Origin of the sequence: Isoptericola aurantiacus, from assembly GCF_044769875.1 — a bacterium.
GTDB classification, from domain to species: Bacteria; Actinomycetota; Actinomycetes; order Actinomycetales; family Cellulomonadaceae; genus Isoptericola; species Isoptericola aurantiacus.
In genome coordinates, this window is record NZ_JBJBAE010000001.1 from 426,549 (window position 1) to 448,900 (window position 22,352).

At 72.6% G+C, this 22,352-nt stretch carries 17 protein-coding genes; 5 read left to right on the top strand and 12 right to left on the bottom strand.

Annotated features, from left to right (window positions below):
* Window positions 1-42: 42 nt before the first annotated feature.
* Together rhaI and ACIQLL_RS01890 are read right to left on the bottom strand one after the other, a co-directional pair.
* Window positions 43-1,209: an L-rhamnose isomerase gene (rhaI, locus tag ACIQLL_RS01885; protein ID WP_402462459.1), complete on the bottom strand. Its 1,167-nt coding sequence runs from the start codon at window positions 1,207-1,209 to the stop codon at window positions 43-45.
* Window positions 1,210-1,220: 11 nt separating this feature from the next.
* Window positions 1,221-1,559: an L-rhamnose mutarotase gene (locus tag ACIQLL_RS01890; RefSeq protein WP_402464602.1), complete on the bottom strand. Its 339-nt coding sequence runs from the start codon at window positions 1,557-1,559 to the stop codon at window positions 1,221-1,223.
* Between the two features lie 253 nt (window positions 1,560-1,812).
* On the opposite strand from ACIQLL_RS01890, the gene ACIQLL_RS01895 reads away from it, so the two are divergent.
* Together ACIQLL_RS01895 and ACIQLL_RS01900 are read left to right on the top strand one after the other, a co-directional pair.
* Window positions 1,813-2,829 carry a LacI family DNA-binding transcriptional regulator gene (locus ACIQLL_RS01895; RefSeq protein ID WP_402462462.1) on the top strand — a complete coding sequence of 339 codons (1,017 nt, stop codon included), beginning with the start codon at window positions 1,813-1,815 and terminating at the stop codon, window positions 2,827-2,829.
* A 4-nt stretch (window positions 2,830-2,833) separates the two neighbouring features.
* Complete coding sequence (locus tag ACIQLL_RS01900) at window positions 2,834-3,826, top strand: family 43 glycosylhydrolase (RefSeq protein ID WP_402462465.1); 993 nt, start codon at window positions 2,834-2,836, stop codon at window positions 3,824-3,826.
* A gap of 89 nt (window positions 3,827-3,915) precedes the next feature.
* On the opposite strand, the gene ACIQLL_RS01905 is transcribed toward ACIQLL_RS01900, so the two are convergent.
* On the bottom strand, window positions 3,916-6,240 hold the full coding sequence (locus ACIQLL_RS01905; RefSeq protein ID WP_402462468.1) for an LPXTG cell wall anchor domain-containing protein: 2,325 nt from the start codon (window positions 6,238-6,240) through the stop codon (window positions 3,916-3,918).
* Window positions 6,241-6,501: 261 nt separating this feature from the next.
* Here ACIQLL_RS01905 and ACIQLL_RS01910 point away from each other — a divergent pair, with 261 nt between their 5' ends.
* Complete coding sequence (locus tag ACIQLL_RS01910; RefSeq protein ID WP_402462471.1) at window positions 6,502-8,565, top strand: beta-galactosidase; 2,064 nt, start codon at window positions 6,502-6,504, stop codon at window positions 8,563-8,565.
* Between the two features lie 218 nt (window positions 8,566-8,783).
* Here ACIQLL_RS01910 and ACIQLL_RS01915 read toward each other — a convergent pair whose 3' ends face one another.
* The 9 genes from ACIQLL_RS01915 to ACIQLL_RS01955 all read right to left on the bottom strand — a co-directional run bounded on the left by ACIQLL_RS01915 (window position 8,784) and on the right by ACIQLL_RS01955 (window position 18,637).
* Window positions 8,784-9,512 (bottom strand): cupin domain-containing protein, encoded by a 729-nt coding sequence (locus ACIQLL_RS01915; RefSeq protein WP_402462474.1) that lies wholly within the window; start codon window positions 9,510-9,512, stop codon window positions 8,784-8,786.
* Window positions 9,509-10,513, bottom strand: coding sequence for a DUF6807 domain-containing protein (locus tag ACIQLL_RS01920; RefSeq protein WP_402462477.1), 1,005 nt, complete (start codon window positions 10,511-10,513; stop codon window positions 9,509-9,511). Before ACIQLL_RS01920 ends, ACIQLL_RS01915 begins: the two co-directional genes overlap by 4 nt.
* A gap of 2 nt (window positions 10,514-10,515) precedes the next feature.
* Entirely contained in the window at window positions 10,516-11,658 is a 1,143-nt protein-coding gene (locus ACIQLL_RS01925) for a Gfo/Idh/MocA family protein (RefSeq protein ID WP_402462480.1), read from the bottom strand.
* An 82-nt stretch (window positions 11,659-11,740) separates the two neighbouring features.
* Entirely contained in the window at window positions 11,741-12,379 is a 639-nt protein-coding gene (locus ACIQLL_RS01930) for a Poxvirus protein I5 (RefSeq protein ID WP_402462483.1), read from the bottom strand.
* 1 nt (window position 12,380) lies between these two features.
* Window positions 12,381-13,289, bottom strand: coding sequence for a carbohydrate ABC transporter permease (locus tag ACIQLL_RS01935; RefSeq protein ID WP_402462486.1), 909 nt, complete (start codon window positions 13,287-13,289; stop codon window positions 12,381-12,383).
* Window positions 13,286-14,290, bottom strand: coding sequence for a carbohydrate ABC transporter permease (locus tag ACIQLL_RS01940; protein WP_402462489.1), 1,005 nt, complete (start codon window positions 14,288-14,290; stop codon window positions 13,286-13,288). Before ACIQLL_RS01940 ends, ACIQLL_RS01935 begins: the two co-directional genes overlap by 4 nt.
* A 65-nt stretch (window positions 14,291-14,355) precedes the next feature.
* Window positions 14,356-15,660, bottom strand: coding sequence for an ABC transporter substrate-binding protein (locus tag ACIQLL_RS01945; RefSeq protein WP_402462492.1), 1,305 nt, complete (start codon window positions 15,658-15,660; stop codon window positions 14,356-14,358).
* Window positions 15,661-16,100: 440 nt separating this feature from the next.
* A complete protein-coding gene (locus ACIQLL_RS01950; protein ID WP_402462495.1) occupies window positions 16,101-17,627 on the bottom strand; it encodes a mannitol dehydrogenase family protein in 1,527 nt (508 codons plus the stop codon).
* Window positions 17,628-17,653: 26 nt separating this feature from the next.
* Window positions 17,654-18,637 (bottom strand): LacI family DNA-binding transcriptional regulator, encoded by a 984-nt coding sequence (locus ACIQLL_RS01955; protein ID WP_402462498.1) that lies wholly within the window; start codon window positions 18,635-18,637, stop codon window positions 17,654-17,656.
* Window positions 18,638-18,769: 132 nt separating this feature from the next.
* Here ACIQLL_RS01955 and uxaC point away from each other — a divergent pair, with 132 nt between their 5' ends.
* Complete coding sequence (gene uxaC, locus ACIQLL_RS01960) at window positions 18,770-20,188, top strand: glucuronate isomerase (RefSeq protein WP_402462502.1); 1,419 nt, start codon at window positions 18,770-18,772, stop codon at window positions 20,186-20,188.
* Between the two features lie 88 nt (window positions 20,189-20,276).
* Window positions 20,277-22,346: an alpha-glucuronidase gene (locus ACIQLL_RS01965; protein WP_402462505.1), complete on the top strand. Its 2,070-nt coding sequence runs from the start codon at window positions 20,277-20,279 to the stop codon at window positions 22,344-22,346.
* Window positions 22,347-22,352 lie beyond the last annotated feature (6 nt).

Consider the following 22,352-nt stretch of genomic DNA (forward strand, 5'->3'; position numbering starts at 1 on the left):
CGGCGCGGCCGGGGCGTCGTCGGTCTCGGCCTGTCGTCGGGGTCAGGCCCCCCAGCCGGCCTGCTGGCCGCCGACGCGCTCGGCGGCGATCTTCGGCAGGTAGCCGGACTCGGCGAACGCCGCCATGGGGTCGGCGGGCAGGCCGCGCTTCTCGCGGTACTCGGCGAGCAGCGGGCGCACGTCGGTGTAGAAGGCGTCCATGTAGATCGCGTTGGCGGCGAGCACGTCGCCGGACTCCTGGGCCTTCGTCAGGGCGTCGCGGTCGAGCAGCAGCGCGCGGGCCGTCATCTCCTGGACGTTGAGCACCGAGCGGATCTGGCCGGGCACCTTGTCCTCGATGTTGTGGCACTGGTCGAGCATCAGCGCGACCTCGGAGCCCTCGTCGAGGCCGCCACCGCGGATCACCTCGGCCATGATGCGGAAGAGCTGGAACGGGTCGGCGGCGCCGACGATGAGGTCGTCGTCGGCGTAGAACCGCGAGTTGAAGTCGAACGAGCCGAGCTTCCCCAGGCGCAGCAGCTGGGCGACGATGAACTCGATGTTGGTGCCCGGCGCGTGGTGGCCGGTGTCCAGGCAGACGAACGCCTTCTCGCCGAGGGCGGCGACCTGGGCGTAGGAGGTGCCCCAGTCCGGGACGTCCGTGTGGTAGAACGCCGGCTCGAAGAACTTGTACTCGAGCACCATGCGCTGCTCGTCGCCGAGCCGGGCGTAGATCTCGGCGAGGGACTCGTGCAGCAGGTCCTGGCGGGTGCGGAGGTCGGCCTGGCCCGGGTAGTTGGAGCCGTCGGCGAGCCAGATCTTCAGGTCCTTGGACCCGGTGGCGTCCATGATCTCGAGGCACTCGAGGTGGTGGTCGATCGCCTGGCGGCGCACGGCGGGGTCGGTGTGCGTCAGGGAGCCGAACTTGTAGGCGTCGTCCTGGAACGTGTTCGAGTTGATGGTGCCGAGGTCGACGCCCTGGTCGTTCGCGTAGCGGCGCAGCGCGGCGTAGTCGTCGACCTTGTCCCACGGGATGTGCAGCGCGACGGTGGGCGCCAGGCCGGTCAGGCGGTGCACCTGGGCGGCGTCGGCGATCTTCTCCTCGGGGTCGCGGGGCGTGCCCGGCGTGGAGAACACCTTGAAGCGGGTGCCGGAGTTGCCGTAGGCCCAGGACGGGACCTCGATGGCGAGGCGGTCCAGGACGTCGGTGATGTCGTCGAAGCTGGGCATGGTTCCTTCTCTCAGTCCTGGTTCTCCGCGGCGTCGGCCGCGGCGAGCTGCGACTCCAGGTGGAAGACCTGGGTGAGCTCGGTCATGGTCTCGTCGGGGCCGTCGCCGTCGAAGAACTCGGCCATCTCGGCCTGCCAGCGAGCGTTGACCTCGGTCAGGCCCATCCGGGCCCGGGCGGCGTCGGGGTCGTCGCTCTCGAAGTAGCCGACGACCTGCCCGTCGGCGGAGGTGAAGATCGAGTAGTTCTCCCAGCCCGCGTCACGCAGGGCGCGCAGCATCTCGGGCCACACCTCGCCGTGGCGGCGGCCGTACTCCTCCAGCCGGTCGGGGTGGACCCGGAACCGGAACATGACCCGACGCTTGCCGTCGTCGTGCACTCGTCCTCCTCGCATCGTCATCGACGCGCGCGATGAATCGTTTCAACGTCACCAAGGTACCCGGGAGGCGCCGTGGTGCGCAAGATCCATCCTGCCCGACGGCGGGAAGCGGTTTCCACCCGGGCGGCGCGGCAGCCCGCAACCCGACCGACGAACCGATACGATCCCTGCACCGCCGCGCGTCCCGCGGCCACCCGCCCCGGGCCTGTCGACGAGGAGAGGAACCATGCCGCCGCGCACCAAGCGCAGGACGTCCATCGCCGACGTCGCGAAGCTCGCCGAGGTCTCGGTCGGCACGGTCTCCAACGTCCTCAACCGCCCCGACCGGGTCTCCCCCGCCACCCGCGAACGGGTCGAGTCCGCCATCGCCGAGCTGTCGTTCGTGCGCAACGGCTCCGCCCGCCAGCTCCGCGCCGGCACCATCACCACCGCCGGCGCCATCGTCCTCGACATCGCCAACCCGTTCTTCACCGACGTGGCCCGTGGCATCGAGGACCGCCTCGACGAGGCGGGTTACACGCTCATGCTCGCCAGCTCCGACGAGGACCCGGAGCGCGAGGCCCGCTACCTGCGCCTCTTCGAGGAGCACGGGGTCCAGGGACTGATGGTGGTCCCGTCCGGCCCGGACATCGACCACCTGCTCACCCTGCGCGAGCGCGGGCTACGGATCGTGCTCCTCGACCGCCCCTCCCCCGACCCGACCGTCTCCTCCGTCGCCGTCGACGACCGCGCCGGCGCCGCCGCGGCCGCCCGCCACCTGCTGGACCTCGGCCACGAGCACCTTGCGTTCCTCAACGGCCCGCACACCATCCGCCAGTGCGCCGACCGCTCCGCAGGACTCCGGGACGCCCTGACCGAGGCCGGGGTCGACGTCGACGAGGCGCTCGAGGAGATCACGATCACCGCGCTCAACGCCGACGGCGGCCAGGCCGGTACCGAGCAGATCCTGGCCATGGCCCACCGCCCCACGGCCACGATGTGCGTCAACGACCTCACCGCCCTGGGGGCGCTGCGCACCCTGCGCGCCGCCGAGGTCCCCGTCCCCTCCGGCATGGCCGTGGTCGGGTACGACGACGTCACGTTCGCCGGCGAGCTCGCCACGCCGCTGACGTCGGTGCGCCAGCCCATGCACCGACTCGGCCACCGCGCCGCCGACCTGCTCCTGGCCGAGTCCGAGGCACCCGAGCAGGTCGTCTTCCAGCCCGAGCTCGTGGTGCGCGAGTCCACCACCGGGACGGGCTGAGGCGATGCCGACGCGCCCTCCGGACCCCGCGGTCCTCGGCACGGCGAACGCACTGCCGACGCCGCTGTGGCGCGACCCCGTGCACGACGGCGCCACCGACCCGATCGTCGTCCGCCACCCGAGCGGCACCTGGCGCATGCTGTGGACGCAGCGCCGGCCGTCCGCCGTCGGACCGGGCGTGACCTGGGTGCACGGCACCGACCTGGGCGTGGCCGAGTCCGACGACGGCGGAGCCACGTGGCGCTACCTCGGCACCCTGGGCGCCGAGGACGGCCTGCCCGTGACCGGGACCGCGCCGCGGGACACCTACTGGGCGCCGGAGATCATCGAGGTCGACGGCACGTTCCACATGTTCCTGACCGTGGTGCCCGGCGTCCCTGACGGGTGGCCCGGACATCCCCGGTGGATCCACCACCTGACCAGCACCGACCTGGACCGCTGGACCGACCACGGCCCCCTGCCCCTGAGCTCCGAGCGCGCCATCGACGCGTGCGTGCACGCGCTGCCCGACGGCGGATGGCGGCTCTGGTACAAGGACGAGGCCGACGGGTCCACCACGTGGGCGGCCGACTCCGCCGACCTGTGGACCTGGATCGTCGGTGGGCAGGTGATCGGCGGGCGACCGCACGAGGGCGCGAAGGCCTTCCGGCTGTCCGGCTGGTACTGGATGGTGGTCGACGAGTGGCGCGGCCAGATGGTGTACCGGTCGAGCGACCTGGACGCCTGGGACCCGCAGGGCCTGATCCTCGACTCCTCCACGGACCGCCCCGACGACGTCGCACCCGGTCACCACGCGCACGTCGAGGTGCTGTCCTCCGACCCGGACGCCGACGACGCCGTCGCGTGGATCGTCTACTTCACGCACCCCGAGCGGGACACCGCGCCCGCCGAGTCCGCCGCGGCCCGCAGGTCCAGCGTGCTCGTTGCCGAGCTGCAGGTGCGGGACGGCCTGCTCGGGTGCCACCGCGGGGAGATCCGCACCCGGCTGCCGCGCTGAGGCAGCCCCGCACGGCACCACGGCCTGCCGACGACGAAGGGGCCCGCCCGGATCTCTCCGGGCGGGCCCCTTGCTCTTGCGTCAGCCGGTCAGGCCCGACGGCGCAGCCAGAGGACGGCTCCACCGGCACCGATCAGCACGAGGGCACCGATCGCGGCCCACACGACGTTCGAGCCCGTCTGCGGCAGGGCGTCGGTGTCCGCGGCGACCTGCTCCCCGACGACCGGGGACGGCGAGGTGTCGACGACGGTCTCCTGCTCGCGGACCTCGTCGTCCTCCGCCGCCGGGGGGTTGGCGCACTCCGGCGTCGCGTCCGGGTAGCTCAGGTCGACCTGAACCTCCGGGTTGACGACGAGCCGTGCGTCGATGTCGCCTCGGGTCCAGGCGTAGTTCTGGTCGGTCTGCGCCCAGGAGCCGTCGGCGAGCCGGGTCCAACCCGGCCATCCGGTCGCCGTCACGCCGTCCTCGGCCACCGAGGCGCCGGGCCACAGCGCCCGCCCGGTCAGCGTGGCGTCCTCGCCGAGCACACCGAGGGCGATCGTCGCCTCGTTCGTCCCGTCGGTCAGGACCAGGTAGACCGGGTACTGGCCGTTCTCGTCGGCGACCGCCTGGCCCTCGGGGTCGTCGAGGACGATCTCGTAGCCGATCCACGGGGCGTCGGCGACGCACTCCCCGACCGCGACGGAACCGGCGAGGGTGGCCGGCGTGGGCTCCACCGTCGGCTCCTCGGAGGGCTCCGGCGTCGGCTCCGGCTCGCACCCGCTCGGGTCGAGCGTGAAGGTGTACCACTTGACGGACTCGTCGTGCTGGGAGTGGTGGGTCAGGTAGTACCCCTCCTCGGCCACGACCTTCACGCGGACGTCACCGTTGGGCGCGTCCCACATCGAGTAGGTGAGGCCGACGACCTCGGGCAGGACCACCTCGTCGTCCTCGCTGCCGCAGACGTCGATCACCGTCGGCTCGACGGGGGTCGCGGACAGCTCCTCCCAGCAGTCCGCGAGAGGCGCGATCGTGAAGGCGTAGGTCACCGAGCCGTCGCCTACGGCCCAGCCCGCGGGGACGTCCTCGCCCCAGGCGAAGCCTTCCTCGAGCGTCACCTCGACCCGGTAGTCGCCCGCCGGCAGGTCCAGGGGGTCGGCGACGGTCTCACCGGAGGCGCCGGTGACGACGACCGTCAGGCCCTGGGCGTCGGCGACGACGACCCCGCCGGCGGTGGTCTGCTGCCCGAGATGCACGCCTTCCTGCGGCGTGCACTGCGCCTGCGTCACGTCGACCGAGGGCAGCGCGGCCGGCTGCAGGCCGCAGTCCTGCGGCGAGGCGATCGTGAAGTCCCACCGGTACTGGTCCTTGACGGTGCGCGAACCGTCGGAGACGACGCGGTAGTCACCTGGCGGGAGGTCGTCCAGGCTCAGCGTGGCTTCCTCGCCCGCACCGACGTTCGCGAAGACGACGATCTCGCCGGCGTCACCGGTCGTGCCGTCCGCGCGGTAGTAGGTCTCGGCCGTGCCGCCGGTCCCGTCACCGAGACCCTTCACCTGGAAGCTCCGGGTGCCGTGCTCGCTGCCGACGGTCACGGCGTAGGCGAAGGAGCCGCCCTGGATCTCGCCGTCGACGCAGACGGCCGGCTCGACGTCGGCCTCGAAGGACGCCTCGACAGGCTCCTCCACGGGCTCCTCGGGCGCGTCGCACCCGACCTCGACGTACCCCTCCCAGTGGTAGTTGGTGCCGGCGACCTGCGTCCACAGGATCGCCCACGACGTCCAGCCCGTCGGCCACTCGGGCTCGGTCGTCGGGTCGAAGACCTGCTGACCCGACCAGGTACCGCCCTCGCGGTGGATGTTGATCGTGGCGACCTCGCCCGACTCGAGGTTCTGGACCGTGATGTTCACGTCGTTGGCCTGGCCGCTGGGCAGGTCGTCCGGATACGTGACCGTGAGCGTGCCGTCGCAGGTGGGGGCGGGGTACTCCCAGTCCCAGTCGAAGTCGTCGGGCTCCTCGACGAGCGTCACGACGAGGTGGCTGATCGCCTGGGGCTTGCCGCTCTTGTTCGTGGCCGGCGTCTCGATCCGCACGGAGGGCGCGTCGGGGTCGACGTCCTGGGTGAGCTTCTCCCCGGACGCCTTCACGCAGTACGCGTCGATCAGGTAGCCGTCGGGCGCCGTGGCGACGACGGCGATCGGCTCGCCCTCACCCTTCGTCTCGACGACCTCGATCTCGACGTCGGGGCCGGACGAGCCCTCCTTGTGGAAGGTGCCGCCGCTCTCCTCGTACTTCACGCCGCCGGCGGTATCGCAGACGATGTCGTTGCTCGTGCCGCTCGCGACGGCACCGGGCACGCCGACGACGGCGCCGAGCATCAGGAGCGCGAACGCGGCGAGCATCGCCAGTGGGGCTCGCAGACGGGTGAGGGACATGTGGGTGGACTCGCTCTCACACGGGAGGATTCGGGTGGCCGCGGGCAGCCTAGAAGAGCCGTCGGTCCAGGTGGCGACCAGATTTCACCCTCAGGATGCGAGCCGCGGGCAACCGTGCTAGTCAGAACGGCACCAGGTCAACGATCGCGCGCCCAGGTCGATCGGAGACATCACGGACCCCGTGATACAAACGTGATCGAACTTCACCCGTCGCAGCAACCATGTTCCGCGTTTGAATCGGTTCATGCGACACTGGTCCGCATGCGACGACGCACCACCCCCGACTCCTTCGACGCCGCTGCGGTGCGGCCGTGGAACGCGCAGCTCGACGGCCTCGGCTTCGGCGGCGACTACAACCCCGAGCAGTGGCCGGCCGAGGTCCGCGAGGAGGACGTCCGGCTCCTGCAGGAGGCCGGGGTCAACGTGCTGTCCGTCGCCATCTTCTCCTGGGCCACCATCGAGCCCCGGGAGGGTGAGCTCGACTGGACCTTCCTGGACGAGACGATGGACCGCCTGCACGCCGCCGGCATCCGCGTCGCCCTCGCCACGGCCACCGCCTCGCCGCCGCCGTGGCTGACCCGCAAGTACCCGGAGATCCTGCCCCGGCTCGCGGACGGCACCGTCCTGCACCAGGGTGCCCGTCAGTCCTACGCCGTCACCCACCCGGTGCACCGGGAGTACGCCCTGCGCATGGCCGCCCGCATGGCCGAGCGATACGGCGACCACCCGGCGCTCGCGCTGTGGCACGTGGACAACGAGATCGGCTGCCACGTCCCGCGGGACTACTCCGACGCCGCGGCGGCAGCCTTCCGCACCTGGCTCGCCGACCGCTACGGCAGCGTCGAGCACCTCAACACCGCGTGGGGCACCGCCTTCTGGTCCCAGCGCTACGGCTCGTTCGACGACGTGCTGCCGCCGCTGACCGCACCGATGTTCGCCAACCCGACGCAGCAGCTCGACTTCGACCGGTTCAGCTCCGATGCGCTGCTCGAGTACTACCGAGACCTGCGCGACACCCTGCGCGAGATCACCCCGCGGGTGCCGACCACCACGAACCTGATGACGACGTCGGCCACCAAGGGCATGGACTACTTCTCGTGGGCGGACGACCTCGACGTCGTGGCCAACGACCACTACACGATCTCTGCCGATGCCGAGCGGCACGTCGAGCTCGCGCTGTCCGCGGACCTGGCCCGCGGCGTCGCCGGCGGCGAGCCGTGGATGCTCATGGAGCACTCGACGTCGGCGGTGAACTGGCAGCCGCGCAACCGGCCCAAGACCCCCGGGGAGATGCTGCGCAACTCCCTGCAGCACGTGGCCCGCGGGGCCGACGCCGTCATGTTCTTCCAGTGGCGGCAGTCGCAGGCCGGGGCCGAGAAGTACCACTCGGCGATGCTCCCCCACGCCGGCACGGACTCCGCGGTGTGGCGCAGCACCGTCGAGCTCGGGGCCACGCTGGGCCGTCTCGCCGAGGTCCGCGGCTCCCGCGTCGCCGCCCGCGCCGCCCTGGTCGTGGACTACCCCGCCTGGTGGGCGGCCGAGCTGGACTCGCACCCCACCCAGGACCTGCGCTACATGGACGAGGTCCGCGCCTGGTACACGGCGCTGTGGAACCGTGGGGTGACCGTGGACGTCGTGACCCCCCGCACCGACCTCGACGACTACGACCTCGTCGTCGTCCCCACCCTGTACCTCGTCGACGACGCCGGGGCCGCGAACCTCGCGAGCGCGGCCGAGCGGGGCGCCGTCGTCGTCGTCACGTTCTTCTCCGGGATCGTCGACGAGCACGACCACGTCCGCCTCGGGGGCTACCCCGGGGCGTTCCGCGCGCTGCTGGGCGTGCGCACCGAGGAGTTCGCCCCGCTGCAGGCCGGCGAACGGGTTGCCGTGGTCGGCAAGGCCGTCGGCGGTGATGCCACCGCCGACCTGTGGACCGAGCACACCCACGTCGCCGACGGCACGGAGGTCGTCGCCACCTACGACGACGGCACGCTGGCCGGCGGTGCGGCCGTGACCCGCCGCGACGTCGGCTCCGGGTCGGCCTGGTACGTGGGCACCCGCCTCGACCGGGCCGGCCTGGACGCTCTCGTCACGTGCCTGGTCGAGGAGTCGGGCCTCACGCCCGAGGTCGCGGCGCCGGCCGGGGTGGAGATCGTGCGCCGGCAGGCCGGCGACGGCACGACCTGGCTCTTCGCGATCAACCACACCGACGAGGCCGCAGTCCTCGACACGCCGTCCGGCACCGAGCTGCTCACGGGGAGCGCGGTGGACGGGCCGCTCGACGTCCCCGCGGGGGCCGTCCGGGTGCTGCGCACGACCGCCTGACCGCCGCAGGACGCCCGTCGGGGCCGATCGGGCCGTCGACCCTGGGCCGCTGCACCACCGATGAGGCTGACCTGAGCGCTGTGGGCGTGAAATCTACCGGTTTGGACGGGTCCAAGGCGGTAGATTTCACGCCCACAGCGCTCGGGGCGGGGCGGTGATCGGGGCGGGGCGGTGATCGGGGCGGCGCGGCGCTCGGGACCGGGCGGCGCTCGGGGACGCTAGAACGGCCAGGTCTGCAGGCGCCCGCACATCCCGTAGCGCCGGGGGCCGGGTGCGGCGTCGAGTGCCGCGACCCCGCCGTCGGCGAGGGTGACCGCCGAGGCGTCGGCCAGCGCCTCCAGGGCGGCGTCGGTCTGCCCGGAGGCCTGCACCACCGAGCCCTCCCAGGTCTCCCGCCACCCGGCCGTGCGCGGTGCCACCAGACGCGCCGCGGCATCGTACAGACCGTTCAGCGCCGCCGGGCCGTCCTGCTCGACGGCGGTCCGCAGCGCCGCGTACCCGTCCAGCGCGAGGTCCCGCCGCGCCCGGGCGGCCGCGGCGACCTCCGCGTCGGTGGCGCCGTCGTCGAGCCGGGGCAACGCCGCGGCGGACGCGTACCGCGTCGGGTCGCCGACGACGTCGGCCGGGAAGGTGATCACGGCGTCCCCGGCCTCGGGCAGCCCGGCGTTGGACATGAGCACCAGCACCTCGAGCCCCCCGTGGTTCACGGCACGGTGGATCACACCGGGCGAGAACCAGACGACGCGGCCGGGCGTCAGGGCGTGGACGGCGAACCCGTCCGGGCCGAGCGTCTCCACCTGGCCACGCCCGCCCAGCACCACGTAGGCCTCGGTCGAGGTGGTGTGCAGGTGCGGAGAACCGCTGCCGGAGGGGGCGTCGGGAGCGGGCCAGTCGTAGACCTGCAGATGACTGACGGACGTCCCGCCGGGGAACAGCGGTGGCGTCATCGCGCGGCGACGGGTTCGACGTGGCCGACCTCGACCACGTCCTCGCCGCGCAGCACGCGGCGCCCGAGCTCGGCCAGCGAGGCGCCGCGCGCGCCGTCGGAGGCACCGTCCGCGACGACGACGGCGTAGTCGAACGTCAGCGTCTGACCGGCCGCGAACGGGACCTCGGCGCTGAAGAACGGCGCCGGGCAGACGCAGGCGAACGGGTCCGAGCGCACGAACCACTGCGGCGTCCCACCCGGGTTCGTCCCCGGGTCCACCATGAGGACCGTCGACGCACGGGACCCGCCCTGCGGGCCGGGGGCTGCGCCGTCGTGGCGGCCCACGAACCCGAGCCAGTCGGCGCGCAGCCCGCGGGCGTCCTCCGCGTCGGCCAGCTGCCCCTCGCCGTCGGGCCCCGGCAGCAGCACGTCTCCCCCGGTGAAGGACCGCGGACCCCGCCAGAACAGGCCGCCGTACCCGGCGTTCTCCCGACCGTTGGTGGTGGGGCTGCCGATGTCGAGCGGGCCGTCGGAGACGTTCGTCATCACCGACCGGAACGTCAGCACCCAGGCCGTCGGATCGTCGTCGGGCACCACGACCTGCACGGTGCGCTCCTCGCGCACGACGACGTCGCCCGCCGTCCCGCCGGCGCCCGGCGGGGTGCGCCACACGAGGTCCTCGACGAACCCGCAGGGTCCGAGGGCGGTGAACTGGTCGTGCTCCATGGAACCGTCGTTGTCGAGGTCGACGTAGCCGCCCTCGGCGTGCACGTAGTTCGGCCCGCCCCAGAAGTTCCACGGACCGACGTGGGGCAGCGACCAGGCGATGCCCTTGTGCCACACGTGGTCCCACGGGCGGTACTCGCTCACCACGGAACCGGCCCGCGTGCGCAGCGGGTGCAGGTACGGGCGGGGACTCTCGTAGGGGACGTCGGACGGACGGTAGACGTAGGTGAACAGGTCGATGCCGCCACGCCGTCCGGTCATCGCCGCACCGTCGGAGTTCAGCGTCACAGCCACAGTCAGTTCCCCTCGCCGGTGTCCTTGACCGGGGGCCACGGCGCCCCCGTACCCCCCATACTGTCGTAGAACGGGTCATCGGGACAGATCTGTCCGCGGACGACCGGTTCCCCCGTGAAGGCCGACCGGTAGATCGCGGCCGCGAGCTCGAGGGTCCCGCGGGCGTCGGCCACCCCGATCGGCGGGGCCTGGCCCGCGACCAGGGCACGATACGTGGGCACGAGCTGGGCGAGGTGACCGGAGCGGCCCTCGTCGACGGCGTGATGACGCGCAGCGGCGACGTCGTCCGCCCACCACCGCGCGACCTCGTCGTGACCCGGTGCCGGCGTGACGGTCCAGTGCTCGTCGGCGTACCCGTACAGGTGGGTCAGCTCGATCGTGGCGGCCTCGGTGTCGAACCGGAGCGCGGACGTCTGGCGCGGGGACACCAGCGAGTTGGTGATGCTCGCCATCGCCCCGCCGGCGAACCGGACCATCGCCATCGAGACGTCCTCGGTATCGACGTCGCGGGCCAGGCGCCCGGCCATCGCCCGGACCTCGGTCCACTCCCCCAGGATCGACAGCATCAGGTCGAACTGGTGGATGCCGTGGCCCATGGTGGGGCCGCCCCCCTCGGTGTCGAACCGGCCCCGCCACGGCACGTCGAAGTACTCCGGCGGGCGGAACCACATCGTGTCGCAGGTGGCCACGAGCGCCCGGCCGAGTGCGCCGTCGGCGAGCATCCGCCGCAGGCGGATGGCACCCGGGCCGAACCGGTGCTGGACGATCTGCGTGAACGTGGCGCCGTCGGCGGCGGTCCGCTCGGCCTCGGCGAGCGCGTCGACCTGCGCGAGGGACAGCACCGCGGGCTTCTCGACGACGACGTGCACACCGGCCGCCAGCGCGGCACGCGCCTGGTCCAGGTGGAGGGACGGCGGTGTGCACACGTGGAGCACGTCGATCCCGCCGCCGTCGAGCAGCGCCGTCAGGTCGGTCCCGTGCTGGGCGACACCGTGCCGGGCGGCGAACTCCGCCGCACGGTCGGCGTCGATGTCGACGGCGGCGGTCAGCTCGACGTCGGCCAGCCCGTCGAACCCGGCCAGGGCGTTCACGGCGTCGGCGTGGGCGTGGGCGATGGCACCCGTGCCCAGGATGGCAACCTTCATGGGGACACTCTCTCCTGCTCGGACATCGTCAAGGTGAAGGTGGGATGAAGCGGAGCGACGTCGACCGGGCCCGACCGCACGATCACACGGTGCGGCGGCGCACCTCGACGCCGACCACGGCCAGCGCCAGCAGCCCGCCGACCACGAGCGCCAGCGGCACCAGCATCCAGACCAGCACGGCCGCCATCACGACGGCGCTGACCAGGAGCACGGAGCCGGACACGTCGGCCGAGGCGCGCTCCGACGCGACAGCGAGCACGGCGCGCGCCTGCCGCTCGGTGGCGGGCTCGCCGTCGTCGTCGGACCAGGCGCCGGCCGCCCGCAGGACGACGGCGCACGCGGCGGCCGCGCACAGCGCGACGACGAGCGCCACGATCTGCCCGCCCGGCAGGACTCCGGACGTGGCGAGCTGCCAGTCGCCGACGAGCAGCACCGCCAGCGCCGCCAGCCCCAGGCCCAGCGGCCACAGGTCGCGCGTCGCGGCCCACCACTCGGCGGCGAACCGGCGCACCGACGTCGGGCGGCCCGAGACGTCCCGGCGCAGGTGCGCGACGCCCGCCGCCAGGGCGGGGACCGACGTGACCACCGGCAGCGAGCCGATCGCGATCAGCACGCCCGTGATCGCGACCTCGGCGAAGAGGTGCAGGCTGCGCAGCAGGGAGCCGGAGGCGCCCCGGCCCGCCGACCGGGACGCCTGCCTGCCGTCGGTTCGGCGTGCCACGTCAGCCCTTGAGGCCCTGCGTGGCGACACCGTTGATGAGGAAGCGCTGGAACACGACGAAGAAGATCATCACCGGCAGCAGCGCGAGGACAGCCATGGCCATCTGCGCACCGTAGTCCGAGACGGACGTCTGGTCGATGTACTGCCGCAGCGCGATCGGCATCGTGTACAGGCTCGGGTCCTTCAGGTACAGCAGCGGGCCGAGGAAGTCGTTCCACGACCAGATGAAGGTGAAGATCGAGCTGGTCACGATCGCCGGCCGCATGAGGGGCAGGATGATCTTCCAGAACGTGCGCCAGTGCCCGCAGCCGTCGATCCTCGCCGCCTCGTCCAGCGACCGCGGGATACCGCGGATGAACTGGATCATCAGGAACACGAAGAAGGCCTCGGCCGCCAGGAACTTCGGGGCCAGCAGGGGGATGTAGGTGTCCACCAGGCCGAGATTGTTGAACAGGATGTACTGCGGGATGATCGTGACGTGGAACGGCAGCAGCAGCGTGCCGATCATCACGGCGAACAGGGCGTTGCGGCCCGGGAAGCTGATCCGCGCGAACGCGTAGGCCGCCACCGTCGAGGACAGCACCGTGCCGACCACGGACAGCACCGCGAGAAGCAGCGAGTTGTTGAAGAACGTCCAGAAGGACACGCCGCCGATGCCGCTCAGAGCGGTCGTGTAGTGCTCCATCGTCCAGACGTCGGGCAGCAGCTGGGTGTTGCCGATGATGTCGGAGTTCGGCTTCATGGACGCGAAGAGCATCCACGCGGCCGGGTAGAGCACCACGATCGTGGCCGCCACGGCGACCAGGTGGAAGATCGTCGACTTGACCTTCCGGCGGTTGCGCGCCGCGGCTCGCCGGGCGACGGCCGCGTCGTCCACGCGGGGGGTCGGGGTCTCGGTGAGCGTGGTCATCGTTCGTCTCCCGTGTAGTGGACCCAACCCTTGGAGGTGCGGAACAGCAGCAGCGTCAGCAGCGCCACCACCACCACCAGGACCCAGGCCATCGCGGAGGCGTACCCCATCTTGAAGTCCTGGAACCCGCGCAGGTACAGGTACAGCGTGTAGAACATGGTCGAGCCGGCCGGTCCACCGGTACCGCCGGAGATGATGTAGGCCGAGCTGAACACCTGGAAGGCGGCGATCGTCTCCAGCAGCAGGTTGAAGAACAGCACCGGGGACAGCATCGGCAGCGTGATCGCGCGGAACTTGCGCACCGCGCCCGCGCCGTCGCACTCCGCGGCCTCGTACAGCTCGGTCGGGATCTGCTTCAGGCCGGCCAGGAAGATCACCATGGGCGCCCCGAAGCCCCACACCCCGAGCAGGATCAGCATCGGCAGGGAGAAGGCCGGGTTGCCCACCCAGCCGCCGACGTCGATGCCGAAGAGCCGCTGGATGCGGTCCACGATGCCGTCGTCGATGAACATCACCTTCCACACGATCGCGATCGAGACCGAGGCCCCGATGAGCGACGGGGCGTAGAAGATGGAGCGGTAGGCGCCCTGCCCGCGGTGCTTCATGTTGAGCAGCATCGCGACCGCCAGCGCCGACGCGAGCTTGATCGGCGTGCCGAGCAGCACGTAGCCCGCCGTGACCTGGGCCGACTGGATGAACCGCGGGTCGTTGAACAGGTCGACGAAGTTGTCGAACCCGACCCACTCCGGCGCGGTGAAGAGGTTGTAGTCCGTGAACGCCAGGTAGAGCGAGGCGAGCATCGGGAAGGCCGTCAGGCCGACGAACCCGATGAGCCACGGGCTCAGGAAGGCGTAGCCGGCGCGTGTGTCCTCGCGCTTGTACCTGCGCTGGGGCCGGTCCTGCGGGGGGAGCCCGGTCTCGGCGTCCGTCCGCTGCAGATGCTGGGCGGGGACGGCCGGTCCGGGCGCGGCGACCGGCGCACCCGAGTCGATTGAAGCCATGGTGGAACCTCCGGGACGTGCGGTCCCGCGCCAGGAGCGCGGGACCGCACGGGGGACGGGATGCGTCAGGACTGGCCGACGGCGTCAGCGGCGAACGTGAACCACTGCTCGACGAACTCGTCGACGGTGATGTTGCCGTAGCCGAGCTCCTCGGCCAGGCGCTTGTACTCGGCCTCGATGGACCCGAAGCCCTCGACCGGCAGTGGCGCGGACTCGGTGACGTCGGCGGCGACGGACTCCTCGTAGGCGAGGACCGTCTCGTCGATCGAGCCCTCCTCGACGTTCATCGCGTCCCGCTGGGCGGCGACGGCGGGGACACCCTTCGAGGTGCCGAAGATCTCGCCGACGTCGGGGTCGTTCACGAGGAAGCTGATGAGCTCGGCGGCCTCCTCCGGGTGCTCGGAGTTGGCACCCGAGGACAGCAGCATCGACGGCTTCCAGAACTGCTGCGGGCCGCCGTCACCCGACGGCATCGGCAGCATGTGGATGTTCTCGGTGCCGGAGTCGGAGACGTACCCGGCCAGGAAGTTGTCCCAGCTGGCCTCGTTGCCGACCTCGTTGGAGGTGAAGCCGCTCAGCGGCGCGAGCTGCGTGGTCCGCTCCTGCGGGAAGAACTCACCGGCGTCGCGCAGCTCGGAGGCGAGGCCGAGGAACTCGGTCATCTGCGCCTCGTCGAAGTTCAGCGCGCCGTCCTCGGTGAACGGCTGGACGCCCTGCTGGAGCAGCCACTGCAGGAAGAACCAGAAGGTCCCGGTGTAGTCGGCGGAGCCGTAGATGGCGGGGTCCTCGCCGGCGCCGGCCGCGGACGCCTCCGCGATGAACGCGTTGAGGTCGTCCCAGGTGTAGCCCTCCTCCAGCGGCTCGACGCCGATCTTGTCGAGCACGTCGCCGTTGTAGAACATCGCCAGCGTGTTCTGGGAGGTCGGGATCCCGTACTGGGCGCCCTCGATCGCGCCGGAGCTCAGCAGCGCCTCCTCGAACCCGGAGGTGTCGATAGCGCTGCCGGTGTACTCGGACAGGTCGGCGAGCTGGCCGGTGCTGCCGTACTGGCGCAGGTAGGACAGGTCCATCTGGAACACGTCCGGCAGCGAGGAGCCGGCGGCCTCGGTGTTGCGGGCCACCCAGTAGTCGTCCCACGCCTGGAACTGGGTCTGGACGGTGATACCGGGGTTGGCCTCCTCGAAGAGGTCGATCGACTCCTCGTACTTGCTCGCCCGGTCGTCGTCGCCCCACCAGGCGATGGTCAGGGTGACGTCGCCACCGTCGTCACCGTCGCCGGAACCGGTGTCGCCCCCGCCGCACGCGGTCAGGACGAGTGCGATCGCGGCGGTCGCGGATGCCGCACCTGCGGCCTTGCGCGTGATCCTCATCGGAGCCTCCTTGCTCGGAACGTCGACGCCGAGGAGCCCCCTGTGGCTCCTCTGTCCCGCCGACTTGAAACGATACAATACAGGCTGAGGTCATCTTGTAAAGCCCCCGCGGAAAGCGCTTCATCACGATCCGGCAACAACGGGCCCGAGTGACGGGCCGTGACACGCATCACGGGGAGCGTGCGATGTGAGCGTTCACAAGTGGGGATGCTACGTCACCACGAAGCTCCCCGGCCGCCCGGGTAGTGCGAGCGACCTGCGGCGACGACCGCGTCGGGCCGGCCTCGGCCGGGGCGTCGTCCGCCCGGCGGTCGGCCCGGCCCGCCGGGCGGGCCAGGATCGCGACCTGACGATCCCGACGCTCCGCCAGGAGGGCCCCGGCGTCGCGACACGCCGAGGGCACGGCGCGCCGAGGGGTCCTCGCGACGCCGCGGGGCGCCTCAGCCCGCGGCCGGCACCCCGGCGAGCTGGTCGACCTCGGCGGCCACGGCGTCCAGGAGCCGCGGGTCCAGCCCGGATCCCCCGGGCAGCAGGCCCGGCAGCGCCGTGAGCGCGCGGGCCACGTCGGCCGGGGCCGCGTCGTCGACGGACCCCCGGCCCACCGCCCCGACCACACCGCGCAGCTCCTCGGCGCGCGGGTCGTCGACGAGCCGGCCCGCCACGGCCTCGCGGCGCACCACCTCCGACCAGCAGGCCAGCGCGTACGCCGCCCCGTGCGGCACCTCGTCGGCCGCCAGCCGGTCGGCGATCGTGCCGCCCCAGCGGTACGGGATCTTCTGCGTGCCGTCCATCGAGACCTGCACGGTGGTGTGCCCCGTGGCCGGGTTGGCGAACCGCTCCAGCAGCGACTCGCCGTACGCGCTCAGGTCGGCGCCCGCCGGGGCAGTGAGCGTCGGCAGCGCGTCGCTGAACAGCAGCTCGCGGGCCCGTGCGGCGATCGCGGGGTCGGTGACCGCCTCGGCCATCGTGACGTGCCCGGCCAGGCGGCCCGCGTAGGCCAGCAACGAGTGCGTGCCGTTGAGGAGTCGCAGCTTGGCCTGCTCCCACACCGCGACGTCGTCGGTGAGGGTCGCCCCGGCGTCCTCCCACGCGGGGCGCGGCCCGGCGAACCGGTCCTCGATGACCCACTGACGGAACGGCTCACCCACCACGAGACCCTCGTCGCGGACCCCGAGCTCGCGCTCGACGGCGTCGCGCTGCTCCGGCGTCGTGGCCGGAACGATGCGGTCGACCATCGAGCACGGGAACGTCACGTGGGCATCGATCCAGGCGCGCAGACCGGCATCGCCCGGCAGCGCCGCGTCCAGGGCGGCGAGCACGAGCCCCTCGAGCACGCGGCCGTTGTCGACCATGTTGTCGCAGGTCAGCACCGTCAGCGGCAGCGCCTCGCCCACCTCGCAGGCAGCGCGGTAGCGGGCGGCGAGTCCTCGCACGAGCAGACCGATCGCACTGGTCCCGGCCACCGACCCCACCGGACCGCCGTCCGGGTCCGCGGCCCGGCCCGGGGCCTGCTCGGCGACGAGGGCGTCCAGGTCCGGACGCACCCGGACCAGGTCCAGGTTCCCGGACCGGTCCCGGCAGTAGCCCTTCTCAGTGACGGTCAGGGTGACCAGGTGGGTGGTCGACGCCGCGATCGCGTCCAGGACGCGCGGCGTCTCCTCCGCCGGCCACGCCACGTCCAGCACGGAACCGACCAGGTCCAGCGACGACTCGTCGCGCCCCGCCGTGAGCACCGAGTACACCCCGCCCTGCGGCGCGAGCTGGTCGCGGACCGCCGCCGACCGCTGGGTGACACCGAGGATGCCCCAGCGCAGGTCGCCCCGCGAGCGGGCCGCGAGCTCGGTGAACACCGCCTGGTGCGCGCGGTGGAAGGCGCCGATCCCCAGGTGGACGATGCCCACGGACTCGGGGTTCATCGGCGCCCGGGCACCCTCGGGGACGGCGTAGCGGTGCAGACGGTCGGTCACGGGGGTCTCCTCCGGGGTGGCAGGGGTCATGGTGCCGGCGGGGGCGGTGCGGTGGACGACCGCACCACGAGCTCGACGTCGAGCGGCGGGACCGCCGGCACACCCGTGTCGGCCGCCGTGGCGACCAGGTGGTCCACGGCGGCCCGTCCCAGGGCGCGCAGGTCGACGCGGAGCGTGGTCAGGGGCGGGGTGACGAGCGCGGCGACGTAGGAGTCGTCGCAGCCGACGACGGACAGGTCCCGCGGGACCTCGAGGCCGCGGGCACGCAGGCGGTCGACCAGCCCGACGGCGACGAGGTCGTTGAAGGTGACGACGGCGGTGGCGCCGGAGGCGACGACCAGGTCGGCCGCGCTCTGCCCGCCCTCCACCTGCGGACGGAACGCCCCGAGCGGGACGATCTCGACGTCGTCGTACCCCGTCCCGGCGTCGGCGAGCCCGGCCCGACGACGCCGGTCGCTCCAGGAGCTGCGCGGACCGCCCACGTAGGCGACGCGGCGGTGCCCGAGCGCCCGCAGGTGCTCCAGGGCGCGCCGCATCCCGCCGCCGTGGTCGGCCTCCACGGCGGGGACGCCGTCGACCTGGTGGTTGACCAGGACGACCGGCCGCCCGTGCAGAGCCTCCAGCGCCCGGTCGACGGCGCGCGGCGAGCAGAGCACGACCCCGTCGGTCTGGGGGGCGAGGGCCCGCAGGGCCTCGGCCTCCAGGTCGGGGGCCTCGTCGGTGTCGACCACGAACAGACCGGCGCCGTGCTCGCGCGCCCGGGCCTGGGCGCCCTTGGCGACGGCGGCGAAGTAGGGGTTGGCGAGGTCGGGCACGACGAGGCCGTAGGCGCCGGAGCGCCCGGCACGCAGGAACGACGCGGCCCGGTTGGGCCGGTAGCCGAGGGCCCGGGCCGCAGCCTCGACCCGCTCGCGCGTGCCGACCGCGACCTTGTCCGGCGTGGCCAGTGCCCGCGAGACGGTGGAGATCGACACGCCGGCCGAACGCGCGACGTCGTGCACGGTGACCACGGGCGGACCCCCTTCTGCGAACGTTTGCAACCGGTCGATGTGCGACCAGCGTAGCGCCTTCGACGGCTGGCGCGAACGTCTGGACGGCCGTAGGATGCAAACGTTGTCATCTGACTCGACGAGGAGACGTACGTGAGCGAGCCCTGGACCCTGCACCCCGACCGGGCCCTGCCTGCGGACCCGACCACGCGCAACATCGCGCGGGAGGTGTACGGCGCGACCCGCGACCTGCCCGTCGTCTCGATGCACGGGCACGTGCCCGTGGAGTGGTTCGCCGAGGACACCCCGTTCGGCGATCCGGCGCAGCTCTTCGTCGTCCCCGACCACTACCTGACGCGGATGCTGGTCTCGCAGGGCGAGACCCTGCCGCGGCTCGGCGTCGGCTCGACGCCGGACGAGGCCGTCGAGCAGGACCCCCGCCAGATCTGGCGCCGGTTCTGCGCCGGCTGGCAGCACTTCCGCGGCACCCCCACCCGGTACTGGCTCGAGCACGCGTTCGTCGAGATCTTCGGCGTCACGCAGCGCCCGTCGGCCGAGACCGCCGACGCGATCTACGACCAGGTCGCCGCCCGCATCGCCGAGCCGGGGTTCCGCCCTCGTGCGCTGCTGGACACCTTCGGCATCGAGGTCATCGCCACCACCGACGCGGCCTGGGCCTCCCTGGAGGACCACACCCGGCTGGCCAAGGACGGCTACGGCGACCGCGTGCTGCCGACGTTCCGTCCGGACCCGCTGCTGCACCTCGACCGCGCCACCTGGCGGGACGAGGTCGCGCTGCTCGCCCGCGCCGCCGACGTCGAGGTGGACTCCTACGCGAGCTACCTGGAGGCGCTGCGCGTGCAGCGGCGTCGGTTCGTGGAGGCCGGCGCGCGGGCCACGGACCACGGCCACCTCGCCGCGGACACGACGCCGCTGGACGACGCCGAGGCGCGCCGGATCTTCGACGCCGCGCTGGCGGGCGAGGTCACGGCGGCCGAGGCCGAGGCGTTCAGCGGCCACATGCTCTTCGAGATGGCCCGCATGTCCTGCGAGGACGGTCTGGTGATGCAGCTGCACCCCGGGGTCCTGCGCAACCACGCCTCGGGGCCGTTCGCCGCGTTCGGTCCGGACAAGGGGTACGACATCCCCGCCGTCACGGAGTTCACGCGCTCGCTGCGTCCTGTCCTGGACGCGTTCGGGCACCACCCGGACTTCCGGTTCATCGTGTTCACGGTGGACGAGGACGTCTACTCGCGAGAGCTCGCCCCGCTGGCCGGCGTGTACCCCGCGATGAAGCTCGGCGCTCCGTGGTGGTTCCTCGACGCCCCGGACGCGATGCGCCGGTTCCGCGAGTCCGCGACGGAGACGGCCGGCTTCAGCAACATGAGCGGGTTCGTGGACGACACCCGCGCCTTCTGCTCCATCCCCGCCCGGCACGACCTGGCGCGCCGCATCGACGCCGGCTACCTCGCCCGCCTGGTGGCCGAGCACCGTCTGGAGCTGGACGAGGCGGTCGAGACCGCCGTCGACCTCGCCTACCGCTCCGCCCTGAACGCCTACCCTCGACCCTGACGCACGGTCGGTGCGCAGGAGCCGGGCGGGGGCCCGACCGTCCCCGCCCGGGTCCTGCGCCCGGCCCCTCGCTCGAAGGAGAGCACCCATGACCGGCACCCCGCTCGCGGACGGGCAGCTCCCGCCGTTCGAAAACGATTACCACCCCGCCTGGCTCCCGACGGCGGCGTTCGCGCCGGTCGGATGCCGGCGCCTCGCCCTGGCCGCCGAGGACCCCCACGACGACGCCGTGCTGCGCACGCTGGCCGCCGAGCTCGCCGAGGCCTGCGCGACCCACGGGGGCGCCGTCGTCGCGCCGCACGACGACCCCGACCTCCTCCTGCGTCTCGCCACCGGCAGGCTCGATGGCTACCGGGTGGTGCGGCGGCACGGCCGGGTCGTCGTCACGGCCGCCACACCGACCGCCCTGCTGCACGGGTGGTTCCACGTGGTGCGCACCGGCGAGGCGGCGTTCAGCGCCCCCGACGGCAGCCCTGCCGAGGACACCGACGAGCGCCACGCGCCGTCGTCGGACCTGCGGATGCTCGACCACTGGGACAACGTCGACGTCCACCCCGTCATGGGTCAGGTGGAGCGCGGGTACGCCGGCGGCTCGATCTTCTACGACGACGGCGTGGTGCGTGCCGACCTGTCCCGTGTCACCGCCTACGCCCGGCTCCTGGCAGCGATCGGCATCGACCGGGTCTGCCTCAACAACGTCAACGTGCACGCCCGCGAGGCGCGCCTGCTCACCGCCGACCTGCCCGACGTCGCCCGCCTCGCCGCCGCCCTGCGTCCCTACGGGGTGCGCGCCCACCTGGCCGTGAGCTTCGCGGCACCGATGACGCTCGGCGGGCCGGCGACATCGGACCCGCTGGACCCGGACGTGCGGGCCTGGTGGCGCGACGCCGCGGACCGGGTCTGGTCGGCCGTCCCCGACTTCGGCGGGTTCGTGGTCAAGGCCGACTCCGAGGGCCAGCTCGGTCCGTTCGCCTACGGCCGCGACCATGCCGACGGCGCGAACCTGCTGGCCGAGGCCGTCGCCCCTCACGGCGGGCTCGTCCACTGGCGGGCGTTCGTCTACGACCACACCCAGGACTGGCGCGACCGCAGCACCGACCGGGCCCGTGCCGCCCACGACCACTTCGCGCCGCTGGACGGCCGGTTCGCGCCCAACGTGATCGTGCAGGTCAAGCACGGCCCGCTGGACTTCCAGACGCGCGAGGCCGTCTCCCCCGTGCTCGCCGCGATGCCGCGCACCCGCCTCGCGCTCGAGCTCCAGGTCACCCAGGAGTACACCGGCCAGCAGCAGCACGTGTGCTACCTCGGGCCGTGGTGGAGCGAGATCCTGCGGTTCCGCCCGTGGGGCGAGGCTCCGGGGCCCGACGGCGGTGCTCCGGTCACGGTGGCCGACGCCGCCTCCGGGCGGGGGCCCGGCGGGCTGGGCGGCGGGTTCGCGGCGGTCTCCAACGTCGGCGACGACAGGTTCTGGACCGGGCACCCCCTGGCGCAGGCCAACCTGTACGCCTACGGCCGGCTCACGTGGGACCCGGAGCTGGACGCCACCGCGGTGCTGGACGAGTGGATCTCGCTGACCTTCCCGGCGTGCTCGCCACGGCTGCGAGCCGCCCTGCACGCGATCATGGACGACTCGTGGCGCACCTACGAGCGGTACACGGCGCCGCTGGGCGTCGGTTTCATGGTGAGTCCCCTGCGGGCGCACTACGGGCCGGACGTCGACGGCTACGAGTACTCGAAGTGGGGCACCTACCACTTCGCCGACCGCGACGGCGTGGGCGTCGACCGCACCCGGGCCACCGGCACCGGGTACACCGGCCAGTACCCGGCGCCGTGGCGGGACGTCTACGAGTCGCTCGGCACCTGCCCCGACGAGCTGCTCCTGTTCTTCCACCACGTGCCGTACTCCCACGTGCTGCACAGCGGGTCCACGGTGATCCAGCACATCTACGACACGCACTTCGCCGGTGTCGAGGAGGTCGAGGCGATGGCGGCGCGCTGGGAGGAGGTCGTCGACGAGGTGCCCGACGGCGTGGCCGCCCGGGTGCGCGAACGCCTGGCCGAGCAACGTCGGTCGGCCGTGGAGTGGCGCGACCAGGTCAACACCTACTTCTTCCGCAAGTCCGGGGTCCCCGACGCCCGCGGCCGCACGATCTACTGAGGCGGG

Excerpts from the sequence above, each read along its gene's own strand:
- ACIQLL_RS01945 (WP_402462492.1), bottom strand. The coding sequence starts at position 15,660 with ATGAGGATCACGCGCAAGGCCGCAGGTGCGGCATCCGCGACCGCCGCG.
- ACIQLL_RS01905 (WP_402462468.1), bottom strand. The coding sequence starts at position 6,240 with ATGTCCCTCACCCGTCTGCGAGCCCCACTGGCGATGCTCGCCGCGTTC.
- ACIQLL_RS01910 (WP_402462471.1), top strand. The coding sequence starts at position 6,502 with ATGCGACGACGCACCACCCCCGACTCCTTCGACGCCGCTGCGGTGCGG.
- ACIQLL_RS01940 (WP_402462489.1), bottom strand. The coding sequence starts at position 14,290 with ATGGCTTCAATCGACTCGGGTGCGCCGGTCGCCGCGCCCGGACCGGCC.
- ACIQLL_RS01925 (WP_402462480.1), bottom strand. The coding sequence starts at position 11,658 with ATGAAGGTTGCCATCCTGGGCACGGGTGCCATCGCCCACGCCCACGCC.
- ACIQLL_RS01900 (WP_402462465.1), top strand. The coding sequence starts at position 2,834 with ATGCCGACGCGCCCTCCGGACCCCGCGGTCCTCGGCACGGCGAACGCA.
- ACIQLL_RS01965 (WP_402462505.1), top strand. The coding sequence starts at position 20,277 with ATGACCGGCACCCCGCTCGCGGACGGGCAGCTCCCGCCGTTCGAAAAC.
- ACIQLL_RS01915 (WP_402462474.1), bottom strand. The coding sequence starts at position 9,512 with ATGACGCCACCGCTGTTCCCCGGCGGGACGTCCGTCAGTCATCTGCAG.
- ACIQLL_RS01935 (WP_402462486.1), bottom strand. The coding sequence starts at position 13,289 with ATGACCACGCTCACCGAGACCCCGACCCCCCGCGTGGACGACGCGGCC.
- ACIQLL_RS01890 (WP_402464602.1), bottom strand. The coding sequence starts at position 1,559 with ATGTTCCGGTTCCGGGTCCACCCCGACCGGCTGGAGGAGTACGGCCGC.
- rhaI (WP_402462459.1), bottom strand. The coding sequence starts at position 1,209 with ATGCCCAGCTTCGACGACATCACCGACGTCCTGGACCGCCTCGCCATC.
- ACIQLL_RS01895 (WP_402462462.1), top strand. The coding sequence starts at position 1,813 with ATGCCGCCGCGCACCAAGCGCAGGACGTCCATCGCCGACGTCGCGAAG.